Raw genomic sequence first — 14,345 nt, forward strand, 5'->3', positions numbered from 1 at the left:
TGGTGACATTAGAAATTTCTGGTGATACCTGATGAAACACATTTTATTTATTCATAACAATACACCTTACTTTAATGACATAAATAACTGGCTAGTAGGAAATGACTTTCTTATTTCTGAAGCCAACTCCATTGAACAAGCAGATAGTTATTATCAGGTTTCTAGTTTTGACGCCGCCCTCATTACACAGGATTGTCTGAACAGTGATTCGTACTCCAAGATACTTAGTCTAAACTCATGCCCAACTATTGCGCTTGACGACAAACCTAGCTTAACAAGAGCGGTAGAATTAATGGCGGCTGGCGCCCATTACTACCTTCCTTTACCAACAGACCCAGAAACCTTGATAGACAAGGTGCTCGAGACCATCAACAAATTTACTCAACAAACCAGCAAAATAACCAAGGAAACGCCAGCAAATAAAGCAAAAACTAAACACACCTCTCACGCAGATCCATTTGGTCGTCTCATAGGCAATAGCGCGCCCATGAAACAGCTCTTCCGAGACCTAGAAAAAATAGCCTGCACAGACGTTACGGTTTTAGTTCGAGGCGAATCAGGCACAGGTAAGGAATTAGTCGCCAAGGCGATTCATGATTTAAGCGAGCGCAACTCCGAAGCCATGGTGAGCGTAAACTGCGCCGCCATCCCTGAAAGTCTGATTGAATCAGAATTGTTTGGCCATGAAAAAGGCGCATTTACTGGCGCAGCATCAACCAGAGATGGCCTAATAGCTGCAGCGGACAATGGCACATTATTTCTTGATGAAATAGGCGAACTGCCTATTGAAGCCCAAGCACGTTTACTGCGAGTACTCCAAGAAGGCGAAATAAGACGAGTGGGTGCTACCCAATCATCCAAGGTGAACATAAGACTCGTTACTGCCACCCATAGAGACCTAAGACAAATGGTAGCAGATGGCCTCTTCAGGGAAGATTTATACTATCGCCTTTACGTGATGGAAGTACTTTTGCCACCACTTCGCGATAGGGGCAAAGACATTAGTTTAATTAGCCAATCCCTGGTTGGAAAAGTGTGCAAAAAACACAACAAAGAGAACTTCATTTATAGCAAGGAGTTCGATCAAGCTATCATTGCACACCACTGGCCAGGCAATGTACGAGAATTAGAAAACGCAATCGAAAGAGCTGTCATTTTAAGCGATGACGAATTAGACCCTGTCGCACTTAAAATTCACAAAACACCATCAGACCCTTTAAAACCAAGGACAGAATCAGGTACATCAGACAAAACATTGGATCAAAATGTGACATTTACACCTGCAGGCAGCACACTGGATGACTATTTAAAAAGCTTCGTACTTTTTCATCAAAATAAGATGACAGAGACCCAACTTGCGTCGAATCTCGGCATTTCTCGCAAAAGTCTATGGGAAAGAAGGCAAAAGCTAGGCATACAGAAAAAAAGTAACACCTAAGGTAACAAGTGATACCAAAAGGAACATTAAAAATACTTTAAAACTTCACTTTTTTGCCCTTTTAAAATAAATATGTATATTTTTCAACAAGATACAATAATTGGCACAACTAATGCCTTATAGTGATCACAACGATAATAAGATTGACCCATAATAATAATAAGTTAATCATCGAGTGTAAGTTCCTAAAATAAAAATAAAATCTTGGAACACTCTGACCTCTCAAAATAAAAATAAAACCTGAGGTCAGGGAAAGAAAAATTGCTTTGGATAATTGATTTTTTTTGATATGACAGCCTTCGGGCGATGAAAACATTGCAACAATAAAAATAAAACTTGAGTAGAACTGCAGCAGCAGCACCAACTTTGTTTTCGGAATTAGTATCTTCATGTATCCAAAGCAATTATTTTGTTTTAACAAATCCCCTCTAGCAAGCCTGTGTAAAAATTTCGTTTTCCCGTGTAGAATACTCACTTTCTTTAATTGAATAATTTGTACTCTAATGCTGACAAGTTTTAAGTCTCTGGTTCGAAAAGCAACTGACCTTTTCACCCCTAAAAGTGCGCAAGAATATCCTTTAATCATCGCTCGTTCAGATCACACTCTGTCACGAAAGAATCTTAGCCCTAATGCTGTCAAAGTCCTTTATCGACTTAACAAGGCAGGTTTTGATGCATTTCTTGTGGGCGGCTGCATTCGAGACCACCTAATAGACTTAGCACCTAAAGACTTTGATGTTGTGACCAATGCCACACCAGAAGAAGTACACAATCTATTCTCAAACTCTCGTTTGATTGGCAGACGTTTTCGCTTAGTGCATGTTACTTTTGGTAGAGAAATCATAGAAGTATCCACCTTTAGAGCAACTGCGCAGCAAAGCGAAGACAGCAAAAAAGACGATAAACATTCAGACTCTGCTCGCTCAGCACACGGCATGATTTTAAGAGACAATATTTTTGGTGATATTGAGCAAGATGCTGAACGACGCGATTTCACCTTCAACGCACTTTATTATGATATCAGCGATTTTAGTATCCATGATTATTGCGGTGGGCTAGAAGATATTGCAGCTAAAAAAGTGCGCATTATTGGTGACGCTAAATTAAGATATCAAGAAGACCCTGTACGTATGCTAAGAGCCATACGCTTTGCAGCCAAACTTGATTTTGATATTGAAGCTGAGACGGCTGCGCCGATCAAAGAAATGGCCCACCTTCTGGACCATATCCCACCTGCCCGCCTTTTCGAAGAAGTATTAAAGCTGCTTGGCAGCGGTAATGGTGTCACCACCTATAAACTTTTACGTGAATATGGACTGTTTCGCTATCTTTTCCCAGAAACAGACGAACTATTAAGAAGTAACTGGCAAAGAGCGGACATCAACCCAGAAGCTCTCATCCTTCAGGGGTTAATCAATACGGATAAACGTATTGCTGAAGGGAAAACCACTGCACCTTATTTCTTATACGCTTTTTTACTTTGGCCAAAAGTACTTTATCGCCATGAAGAATTTATGGCTCAAGGATTGCCAGCAACACCAGCCCTTCATCAGGCCGCTTCTTTAGTGCTAGACAATCAAGTTTCAGCAACTTCAATTCCACGCCGTTTCTCAACCCCTATGAGAGAAATATGGGATCTACAATTTAGACTGTCAAAACGCTTTGGCAAACGCGCTTATATATTAGAGCAACATGCACGCTTTAGAGCCGCTTTTGATTTTTTACTGATACGAGAAGAAAGTGGATTTGAAAGCGGTAATTTAGGTGAATGGTGGCAAGCATTTCAAGATGCCAGCGAAAAGCAACGTCGTGACCTCATCAATCTAGCTGATAATAAGTTTGATGAAAAAGGCCCGAGAAAACGCCGCCCTAAACGTCGCTCAAAAAGCAAAACGGACAACGCTAAGCCGCGTAAAGAAATAGGCTCAGATAATGAATGAGGCATTTATTGGCTTAGGTAGCAACTTAGAAACACCGCTAGCACAACTCAAACAAGCCCTTATTCAACTCGAACAGCACTCAGACATTAGTGAGCTTGCTGTATCAAGCTTTTATGGCAGCAAACCTGTTGGACCTCAAGATCAACCCGATTTTATTAATGCTGTTGCCAAGATTAAAACCAGCCTTGCGCCTATTCCCCTTTTGGATCTACTTCAATCTATCGAGCAAAACCAACGTAGAGTAAGAGAGCGCCACTGGGGACCAAGGACACTAGACCTGGATTTATTAAGATACAATAACGAAAAGATAGACATGGAAAGACTCATCGTGCCTCATCGCTTTATGCTGGAACGAGGCTTTGTTATTAAACCTATGGCAGATTTAGCGCCTGACTTGATATTAGAGAATGGCAGCACTGTCATGCAGCACTTATCCACTCTCGATACTTCAGACCTCGTCTTGCTATAAAATGTTAATTAGGAAGAACATTTATGTATTCTGATACCTCAAAAAAATCACTCGCTCGCCCTGTAACACTTAGCCGTTTACAGGAGATGAAAGAATCAGGCGAGAAGTTTAGCTGCCTAACCTCTTATGATGCCACCTTCACCCACGTGATGAACGAAGCTGGTGTTGAAACAATTCTAGTGGGTGATTCTCTTGGTATGGTGATACAAGGACAAGATAGCACCCTACCTGTGACTATGGATGATATGTGCTATCACATTGCGGCGGTAAAACGAGGCAATACGAATGCCTTTATCCTAAGCGACATGCCATTCATGAGTTACAGTAAACCAGAACAGGCCCTGGATAATGCCGCTCGCCTGATGCAAGCTGGTGCCAGTATGGTAAAACTAGAAGGCGGAAGTTGGCTATGTGACACGGTTCGTCTTCTATCTCAACGCGGCATCCCTGTATGCGCTCATTTAGGCCTTACGCCACAATCAGTTCATAAATTTGGCGGATACAAGGTTCAAGGCCGAGGCGAAAGCGCAGCAGAAACAATCAAGCAAGAGTCTATCGAGCTAGTGGAAGCCGGTGCAGATGTTCTATTGTATGAATGCATTCCTACCGCACTAGCAAAAGATATTACTGACTCAGTAAATGTACCGACCATTGGTATTGGCGCAGGCCCACATACAGACGGACAAGTATTAGTACTTCATGACATGCTAGGCATCAATCTAGGTCGTCGTCCTCGATTTGTGAAAAACTTTTTAACTGGTGAACGCTCCATACAAATGGCTTTTGAAGCCTTTGTCGATGAAGTCAAAGACCAATCCTTTCCAGCCCAAGAGCACAGCTTCGAATAATGAAAACCATACACACAGTTGCCGAACTTAGAATCGCATTAAAAAGCATTAGATTAGCCGATAAAAAAATTGCCTTTGTGCCAACTATGGGGAATTTGCATGACGGCCATATGAGCCTAATTCGCCGTGCGACTAAAGAAGCAGATGTGGTGGTATCTTCTATCTTTGTTAACCCTATGCAGTTTTCTGCTAACGAAGATTTAGAAAGATACCCAAAAACATTAACAGAAGACCAAGCTTTATTAGAGGCAAATGGCTGTGACTTTCTCTTCGCACCCGATGCATTAGAAATGTACCCTGATGGTCGCCGCAGCCAAACCCAAATAGAAGTTTCAGGTATTTCCGATATTTTATGTGGTGCTAGCCGCCCTGGACACTTTGTTGGTGTTGCAACTGTGGTCACTAAATTATTCAATATGGTTCACCCTGATTGTGCTATTTTTGGCACTAAAGACTTTCAACAACTCATGGTCATCGAAAACATGACGCGTGATTTAAGCTCAAGCGTACGCATCATTGGCGAAGATATTGCCCGCGCCGATGATGGTCTCGCACTAAGCTCTCGCAATGGCTATCTTTCCACAGAAGAAAGACGTATTGCACCTGTCTTGTATCAAACCGCTTTGTGGGCAGCCGATGCTCTCAAACAAAACAAAATATCCGTCGAAGATATTCGTGAACAAGCACAGCAAAAGCTCGAAGAAGCAGGATTCAAGCGCGACTATTTTGAAATCCGCTCACGAGCGAACTTATTGACACCCTCAGAGGAAGAAAGCAAGTTGGTCATCTTAGTTGCCGCCTATTTAGGCAGCGCACGCCTGATCGACAATATTCAAATCGACTTAGATAACTAATACTTTTGTCATCTAGCTGATATTTAATCTTGATAGCGTTTTCAAAATTAAATTAACACTGGATAACTGGGTATAGCTTATCCACTTATAAAGTAGGAGATTAGCATGGGGTCACCGGTTCATTTGCCAGCATGGCAAGCACTAAAAAATCATAAAGCGAGTTTGACAGAGCTTAATATGTCAAACTTGTTTCAAGAAAATCCAAATAGGGCAAAAGAGTATTGCGCTAAAGGCGCTGGCTGGACCTTGGATTTTTCTAAAAACAGAGCCACCCAAGAAACACTTTCACTGCTAACAAAACTAGCCCAAGAGGCGGGTTTAAAAGAAGCAACAGACGCTCTTTTTAACGGTGCAAAAATCAATAATACTGAAAACCGCTCAGTCCTTCATACTGCTCTACGCGCAAGTCACAATCAAAAAAGCCTTATTGTAGACGGCACAAATGTGCTTGATGAAGTACGCGCCACTTTGGCCCAAATGAAAGATTTTGTTGCCCAACTCACCTCTAAGCAATGGCGCGGCTTTAGTGACCAAGCGATTACCGATGTGGTTTCTATCGGTATTGGTGGCTCTTACTTGGGCCCTAAAGTGGTCACCGAAGCATTAACGCCTTATGCAAACACAGGTCTGAAAGTACATTTTGTTGCCAACATTGATGGCTCGGATATCACAGGAAAATTGGCCAAGCTAAACCCAGCAACAACGCTATTTCTCATTTCATCTAAGTCATTTGGCACTTTAGAGACGCTTTACAATGCCAATGCAGCGAGAGCATGGTTTTTAGAAAACGGTGGACCAGAAACTGACGTACATCGCCACTTTGCCGCAGTCAGCTCTAACGTTGAAAAAGCCGTTGCCTTTGGCATCGCAGAAGAAAATATCTTCCCTATGTGGGATTGGGTTGGCGGTCGCTACTCTCTTTGGTCTGCAATCGGCTTACCTATTGCTATCGCGGTGGGCATAGACAACTTTGAGCAATTGCTTGAAGGTGCCAATGAAATGGACGAGCATTTTAAAAGCGCACCTTACGAACAAAACTTACCCGTTCTTATGGGCTTACTCGGGGTTTGGTATAGCAACTTTTATGATGCACAATCCCATGCGCTGATTCCATATGACCACTACCTAAGAGCGCTACCTGCACATATTCAGCAACTAGATATGGAAAGTAATGGTAAAGCTAATTTCTTGAATGGCGAGCAAGTAGACATCAATACAGGGCCAATTATTTGGGGTGGCGCAGGCACAAACGGCCAACACGCTTATCATCAATTATTGCATCAAGGCACACGCCTTATCCCTGTTGATTTCATTGCACCTCTGACAACACACAACCCAGTGGCTGATCATCATGCACAGCTCTTTGCCAATTGCTTAAGCCAATCCCAAGCCCTTATGCTAGGAAAAAGCCTTAGCCAAGCAGAGCAGGAGTTAAAAGAGTCTGGTTATAGTGATGCGGATATAGCCAAGATAGCACCGCACAAAGTGATTCAAGGCAATCGCCCAAGCAACACCTTATTAACCGATAAGATGACGCCAAAAACGGTCGGCGCTTTGATTGCTCTGTATGAACAAAAAACCTTTGTTCAGGGCACAATTTGGGGAATCAACTCCTTTGACCAATGGGGTGTTGAGTTAGGCAAGGTACTTGGAACTGACATCTATAATCGCCTTGTATCTGATGCAGACAACAAAACGCTAGATAGCTCTACCCAGGCACTAATTAAAGCTTTTAAGCTAAAACAGAACTAGCACCTTGATAAGAGGAGGCGTCAAACGCCTCCTCTTCCTTCCTTTAGATACACCTTATCAAGAAAAACACAAAAAGGGCTTAGCCAAGACACAGGGCGTCTCGCCATCAATCTAAATACCTTATTCATGCACTGAGACGGGATAACTTATTCGCTGCGCCCCTCAGTCTTTTCATATCAAGATCAACATACTAATACATTTTTTCACAATAATTCTTATCTCAAAAACCGCATTTTAGCTCTATCTTTAAAGAAAAAGGATAATCCTATGAAAGGCGTCGTTTTTAATATCTTAGAAGAAATGGTTGAAACTAATTACGGTATGGAAGTTTGGAATGACATACTAGATGAAGCCAAACAAACAGAAGGCATTTTCATCGCTGGGCAGAGTTATGCCGATGAAACCTTATTTAAGTTTGTAGAAATTATTTGCGAGAAGCTAGAGCAACCCACAGGCGTTGTTGTTCAAGCATTTGGCGAATTCATGTTTGATGGACTGGTCCAAAGGCACAAAGTGTTGATGGAGAACATGACTGAGCTAGATGGCTTCCTCAAGAGTATCGACTCAATTATTCACGTTGAAGTCGGCAAGCTATATGTTGACCCCAATTTACCCACCATAGAATGTTTCGACCACGACTCAGGGAAGATGACTATGCGCTACCGATCTCCTCGAAAGTTATGCCCATTAGCAGAGGGTCTTATTAGAGGTGCGGCAGTGCATTTTGGTAAAAAAATCAATGTCGAGCACAAAACCTGCATGCATAAAGGTGCCGATCATTGCGATCTTGAGATTGAATACTTATGAGTGAAGATGCCTATAAAAGAGCATTCAAGCGCGAAAAAATGGCCCGTTTGGAAGCTGAACAGCTATTAGAAAATAAATCTCGCGAGCTTTATTTAAGTAGCCAACAGCTTTCTAACGCCCATGAAGAGTTAAAAAAGAATCACACGGAATTAGTCACCCAACAAAGTGCGCTTGTAAAAAATGAAAAATTGGCCTCTATAGGCCTCTTATCAGCTGGGGTTGCACATGAAATCAACAACCCTCTTGCTTTTGTGAACAGCAATCTAGATATGTTGGACAGCTATTGGAAAGCTATGTTCAGCCTTTATCAAGCAATAGAACCCTTGCTCAATAGTTCGGACATATCAGATGAACAAAAATCAGCACTAAAAGAGCTTATTGAAGAACAGGATTTAGAATACATCTCAGAGGATTTCAAAACACTTTTTGAAGATACGCAAGATGGCCTTATTAGAGTGACCAATATTGTCCAAAACTTGCAACACTTCTCCCGTATTCATGATGAAGACTGGGATTATGTTGATATCAATGCCAGCTTAGAAAGCACCTTGAAGATTATTAATCATCAGGTTAAAAATTCTCTCTGTGACATTAAGCTCGATTTTAATTGCAAAGAGCTTGTTTGGTGCAATCTTGGCGAACTCAACCAAGTCTTTTTAAACCTATTACAAAATGCCATTCATGCAATGGAAGACACACCAACCAAATTACTCACCATTGGAACAAAAGAACAAGCTGGCAATGTCCTCATTCAAATAACAGATACTGGCTATGGCATTAAAAAAGAGAACTATCAGAAGATTTTCGACCCCTTCTTCACCACCAAAACAGTAGGGCAAGGAACAGGGCTAGGCCTCTATATTAGCTACAAGATAGTAAAAGACCACAATGGCGATATAAACATAGCCAGCGAGCCAGACAAAGGCTCTCAATTTACCATTAGTCTCCCCATTAAAAAGGCCTCTTAAGATTCACTTAGAGGCCTTTTCTCATTTCAATATATTCTAAATACTTAGCTTATCACTTTAAAACCTGATAAGAACGTCTGCAACTTCAAGCTATGATGTCGCTTAAAAAATAAAAAGCCCAGCGTAAAAAATCACACTAGGCCGAGGGTATTTCAAATAAGTTATTAACTTAGGGCTTGTTGCTTTTTTTGACTAATATCGAAGTGCAGCAATATTCTGGCACCTTTTGGAGCATGGGTTGCTTTAATCTTAATCCAAGTATTTTCTTTTATCATATGCTCACTGTTTTCTTCATTAAACTGGCTGAACTTATCATACCAGTCCGCTTTATCCTCTAACGCACTTGGGAAAGCGCCCTTATCAACACAACCCGTTATAAAGTCTTGCAAAGGCTCACACATCTCCGGAAACTCAAAGTCACCATAAAGGTCAACCAACTTCTGATTAAAGCGCTTAATTGTGCCTGCTTTATCTATCAAGATATAAGGGCCATGAATACTATTCAAAATCGAATCTAATCCCTTACCCTTTACTGGATCATCAACAAATTTTATCAAACACACATTCTTATCATTTGAGTAGCAAACACTTAACTCAACAGGCAAAAAATGCAGATCTTTTGTTTGTGCTATTCGCTTTTTCACAGGAAGCTCCCACGAATCAGCATTTTCATTAAGCTCTTCAACATAGCCTAAATGTTGCTCATAGGAGTGATCAGCAAATAACATAGACAAGCCTTCATCACTTAACTCTTCAGCGTCATAACCAAGAAAACCCGCTAGCTCTTCGGATATTTCTATAATTTCATTATCTTCAGAAATTTGAATTTCATAGACCTGATTACCATCTTGATTATCATCTTGTACCGCCTTCTCCTCTTTGCTGATTAGAGAAGCTGCAGGGGTATCACCATTTTCTTCAGGGTAAGCACCTGACTCTAATGCTTTATTTATTTGCTCTATGAGCACCTCATTAACCCAAGGTTTCGCTAAAAATTTATGCACCACTCCATGCTTTATTGATTGCAGCACTGTTTGAAAATCTGAATGCCCACTTAGGATGATGCGAATCGTATTAGGCTGAATTTTCTCAGCTTCAGTCAAAAGCTCGGTGCCTGAGAGCCCAGGCATCATATAATCAGACATGATTAAAGCAACCTCTTGTTGCTTTAGAATCTCTATTGCCTCTTCTCCATTATTAGCATAAAAAACAGAGTAGTCTTGTTTACGGAGCGCACGTTTCAATGCATTTAAAATTTGAGGTTCATCATCTACCACTAATATACTTTTATCCATACAGTCGCCATCACGCTTAATCAAGTATTTTAAATCGTTGAATCATCTATAAAGCAGTGTCAATAACACCTTTTAAGACCTTGCCTTGCAAACTAAGATTAATCTAACCCGAACTACAAATACAGTATAGTCAGGAGTTCGAATTAGATAAGCCATTCCATCGCATTTTAAAAAATGTTAACAAATAACACATCAAGCCTTTATTTCAGCACAAAAAAAACCAGCCTATCTAAGGCTGGTTTTTTTAAAGCGTTTATAAAGTGTTAATTAAAGGTGTTCAACACTCTCTATTTCATAAACGACCTCACCACTTGGAATCTTGATGGCAACTTCGTCACCTTCATTTTTACCAATGAGTGCTTTAGCAATTGGCGAAGCATAAGAGATTTTTTTATCTTTCACTTCAGCTTCGTCATCACCCACAATGCGATAAGTCACCGTTTCTTCTGTGTCCACATTAAACAAGGTAATTGTACTACCAAAAATAACCTTGCCAGTGTGTGCAATGGCTTTAACATCAATCACCTGAGAGTCTGAAAGTTTACCTTCAATCTCTTTAATACGACCTTCTGCAAACCCTTGTTCTTCACGAGCGGCATGGTATTCAGCGTTCTCTTTCAAGTCGCCATGTTCACGTGCAATCGCAATATCATTGATGATACGTGGACGCTCCACAGATTTAAGGTGACCCAGCTCTTCACGTAAACGTGCTTCGCCTTCTACCGTCATTGGTACTTTTCTCATTATTTCCCCTGGTGCAAATCTTGTAATCTACGAACTTTCGTTTCTTCATTCCAGCCCAGCGCATAGCTAGTCGCTTCAGCGCCCGTTAATGTTGTAGTGTAACAAACCTTACGCTGTAATGCTGTACGTCGAATCACGGAAGAATCGGCAATTGCTTGAGTACCTTCAGTCGTATTAACAATGTAATCGATTTCGCCGTTTTTCAGCATATCAACGATATGAGGGCGACCTTCGTTTACCTTGTTAATCTTACGAACAACAACACCTTGTTCGGTTAAGAAGCTAGCAGTACCGCTTGTAGCGACCAGCTCGAAGCCATTTTCAATCAAGCGTTGTGCTACAGAAACTAGCTTAGGCTTATCCATATCACGCACACTGACAAAGGCTGTTCCACCTGTTGGCAATACAGTACCGCCACCAAGAACCGCTTTACCAAAGGCTTCAGCGAAGGTATCACCCACACCCATGACTTCACCCGTTGACTTCATCTCAGGCCCAAGAATTGGATCAACACCTTGGAACTTATTGAATGGGAAGACAGCTTCTTTCACGCTCACATAAGAAGGGATAATTTCTTTAGTAAACTCAAGCTCAGCCAATGTCTTACCAGACATAACCAAAGCAGCAACTTGAGCTAAAGAGCGGCCAATGCACTTAGAAACAAAAGGTACAGTACGTGATGCACGAGGGTTAACCTCAATCACATAAATCTCACCATCTTGAATCGCTAGCTGAGTATTCATCAAACCGATAACACCCAACTCTAGGGCCATTTTCGCAATCATCTCACGAATATCGTCTTGCTGAGCTTGCGTTAATGAGTGAGGAGGCAAGGCGCAAGCTGAATCACCAGAGTGAACACCCGCTTGTTCGATGTGCTGCATAATGCCGCCAATCACAACTTGCTTACCATCAGAGATACAATCAATGTCTATCTCGATCGCTGCATTCAAGAAGTGGTCTAACAGTACTGGGCTATCGTTAGATACTTTTACCGCTGTTGTCATATAACGGGTTAATTCTGACTCGTTATAAACAATCTCCATCGCACGGCCACCGAGTACATAAGATGGACGTACAACCAGAGGGAAGCCAATTTCAGCGGCTTTGATAAGCGCTTGATCCGTACTACGAACGGTTGCGTTGTTAGGCTGTTTGTAACCTAGACGCTGGATCATGCTTTGGAAACGTTCTCTATCTTCTGCACGGTCAATCGCTTCTGGTGAGGTACCAATAATTGGCACACCTTCAGCTTCTAAAGCACGGGCAATTTTAAGTGGTGTTTGGCCACCGAACTGAACGATAACGCCTTTTGGTTTTTCTTTACGAACGATTTCTAATACATCTTCAAGCGTTACCGGCTCAAAGTACAAACGATCAGACGTGTCGTAGTCAGTTGAGACTGTCTCAGGGTTACAGTTAACCATGATAGTTTCAAAACCGTTATCACGTAATGCTAGCGCAGCATGTACACAGCAGTAATCAAACTCGATACCTTGACCGATACGGTTTGGACCACCACCTAAGATAACCACTTTATCTTTGTTACTTGGCTCAGCTTCACACTCATCTTCATAAGTAGAGTAAAGGTAAGCTGTATCTGTTGCGAATTCAGCCGCACAAGTATCAACACGCTTATACACTGGGTGTACATTCATCAGGTAACGGCGCTCACGCAAAGACTTTTCTGTCACATCCATTAATTGCGCTAAACGTGCATCAGAGAAACCTTTGCGTTTTAGACGACGGATGTAATCGTAATCAAGATCCGCTAAGCCTGCTTTCGCTAAACCTGTTTCTTCTTTGATGAGATCTTCGATTTGAACTAGGAACCAATGGTCGACACCGGTTAGTTCGTACAATTCGTCCACAGACATTCCCATACGGAATGCATCACCTATGTACCAAATACGATCCGCACCTGGCGACTTAAGTTCGTGAATGAGTTTGTCTTTGCTGTTTTCTTCGGCAAAGTTTAGCTGAGGATTAAAACCATCCGCGCCCACTTCTAGGCCACGCAATGCTTTTTGTACTGACTCTTGGAAAGTACGGCCAATTGCCATTACTTCACCCACAGATTTCATCTGTGTGGTCAGACGATCATTCGCTGTTGGAAACTTCTCGAAAGTAAAACGAGGAATCTTAGTTACAACATAGTCAATCGCAGGCTCGAAACTTGCTGGTGTACGACCACCTGTGATGTCGTTTTGCAACTCATCTAAGGTATAGCCAATCGCCAATTTAGCGGCGATTTTTGCGATCGGGAAACCGGTCGCTTTAGACGCTAGTGCTGAAGAGCGAGAGACACGAGGGTTCATCTCGATAACAACTAGACGACCTGTTTTAGGGTCCATACCAAACTGAACGTTAGAGCCACCAGTTTCAACACCAATCTCACGCAATACTGCCAAAGAGGCATTACGCATGATTTGATATTCTTTATCAGTCAGCGTCTGTGCAGGTGCGACCGTGATAGAGTCACCAGTGTGAACCCCCATGGCATCAAAGTTTTCAATGGCACAAACAATAATACAATTGTCTTTTTTGTCACGTACCACTTCCATCTCATATTCTTTCCAACCGATCAAAGATTCATCGATTAGCAATTCGTTGGTTGGCGATAGATCCAAACCACGCGTACAGATTTCTTCAAACTCTTCTGTGTTATAAGCGATACCACCACCGGTACCACCCATGGTGAAAGAAGGACGGATAATACAAGGGAAGCCAACTTCACGCTGAACGCCGTATGCTTCTTCCATATTGTGCGCAATGCCGGCACGAGGACATTCAAGACCAATGGCTTTCATCGCTTGGTCAAAGCGGTTTCTGTCTTCCGCTTTGTCGATCGCATCAGCCGTTGCACCAATCATTTCCACATCGAATTCAGCTAATACACCGTGACGCTCAAGATCAAGGGCACAGTTCAATGCAGTTTGACCACCCATAGTAGGCAATACGGCATCTGGGCGTTCTTTTTCGATAATTTTCGCAACGGTTTTCCATTCGATTGGCTCAATGTAAGTTGAGTCAGCCATGGCTGGATCAGTCATGATGGTCGCTGGGTTAGAGTTAACCAGAATAACGCGTAGACCTTCTTCACGTAGCGCTTTACACGCTTGCGCACCAGAATAGTCAAACTCACAGGCCTGACCGATGATGATCGGACCAGCACCTAAGATTAAAACGCTTTTGATATCAGTACGTTTTGGCATAATAATTTGTTTCCT

The 14,345-nt window shown here is 42.0% G+C and carries 11 protein-coding genes; 8 read left to right on the top strand and 3 right to left on the bottom strand.

Features of this window, described 5'->3' with window-relative positions; translation table 11 throughout:
- The first annotated feature begins 31 nt into the window (after window positions 1-31).
- From MED121_RS07350 to MED121_RS07385, 8 genes are all read left to right on the top strand, one after another.
- On the top strand, window positions 32-1,438 hold the full coding sequence (locus MED121_RS07350) for a sigma-54 dependent transcriptional regulator (protein ID WP_009833016.1): 1,407 nt from the start codon (window positions 32-34) through the stop codon (window positions 1,436-1,438).
- A 503-nt stretch (window positions 1,439-1,941) separates the two neighbouring features.
- Window positions 1,942-3,378 carry a polynucleotide adenylyltransferase PcnB gene (pcnB, locus tag MED121_RS07355; protein ID WP_009833017.1) on the top strand — a complete coding sequence of 479 codons (1,437 nt, stop codon included), beginning with the start codon at window positions 1,942-1,944 and terminating at the stop codon, window positions 3,376-3,378.
- Window positions 3,371-3,847: a 2-amino-4-hydroxy-6-hydroxymethyldihydropteridine diphosphokinase gene (folK, locus tag MED121_RS07360; RefSeq protein ID WP_009833018.1), complete on the top strand. Its 477-nt coding sequence runs from the start codon at window positions 3,371-3,373 to the stop codon at window positions 3,845-3,847. The genes pcnB and folK overlap by 8 nt, the downstream gene beginning before the upstream one ends.
- A 23-nt stretch (window positions 3,848-3,870) precedes the next feature.
- A complete protein-coding gene (gene panB / locus MED121_RS07365; protein ID WP_009833019.1) occupies window positions 3,871-4,695 on the top strand; it encodes a 3-methyl-2-oxobutanoate hydroxymethyltransferase in 825 nt (274 codons plus the stop codon).
- Window positions 4,695-5,549: a pantoate--beta-alanine ligase gene (gene panC / locus MED121_RS07370; protein WP_009833020.1), complete on the top strand. Its 855-nt coding sequence runs from the start codon at window positions 4,695-4,697 to the stop codon at window positions 5,547-5,549. The genes panB and panC overlap by 1 nt, the downstream gene beginning before the upstream one ends.
- A 105-nt stretch (window positions 5,550-5,654) precedes the next feature.
- Entirely contained in the window at window positions 5,655-7,301 is a 1,647-nt protein-coding gene (gene pgi, locus MED121_RS07375) for a glucose-6-phosphate isomerase (RefSeq protein WP_009833021.1), read from the top strand.
- A gap of 267 nt (window positions 7,302-7,568) precedes the next feature.
- Complete coding sequence (locus MED121_RS07380) at window positions 7,569-8,108, top strand: heme NO-binding domain-containing protein (protein WP_009833022.1); 540 nt, start codon at window positions 7,569-7,571, stop codon at window positions 8,106-8,108.
- Window positions 8,105-9,076 (top strand): ATP-binding protein, encoded by a 972-nt coding sequence (locus MED121_RS07385; RefSeq protein ID WP_009833023.1) that lies wholly within the window; start codon window positions 8,105-8,107, stop codon window positions 9,074-9,076. The genes MED121_RS07380 and MED121_RS07385 overlap by 4 nt, the downstream gene beginning before the upstream one ends.
- Window positions 9,077-9,240: 164 nt before the next feature.
- Here MED121_RS07385 and MED121_RS23645 read toward each other — a convergent pair whose 3' ends face one another.
- The 3 genes from MED121_RS23645 to carB form a co-directional block, all read right to left on the bottom strand.
- Entirely contained in the window at window positions 9,241-10,371 is a 1,131-nt protein-coding gene (locus MED121_RS23645) for a response regulator (protein ID WP_009833024.1), read from the bottom strand.
- 267 nt (window positions 10,372-10,638) lie between these two features.
- Window positions 10,639-11,115: a transcription elongation factor GreA gene (gene greA / locus MED121_RS07395; RefSeq protein ID WP_009833025.1), complete on the bottom strand. Its 477-nt coding sequence runs from the start codon at window positions 11,113-11,115 to the stop codon at window positions 10,639-10,641.
- Entirely contained in the window at window positions 11,115-14,330 is a 3,216-nt protein-coding gene (carB, locus tag MED121_RS07400; protein WP_009833026.1) for a carbamoyl-phosphate synthase large subunit, read from the bottom strand. Before carB ends, greA begins: the two co-directional genes overlap by 1 nt.
- Window positions 14,331-14,345: the final 15 nt, after the last annotated feature.

It is taken from the genome of Marinomonas sp. MED121, from assembly GCF_000153025.1.
Lineage (GTDB): Bacteria > Pseudomonadota > Gammaproteobacteria > Pseudomonadales > Marinomonadaceae > Marinomonas.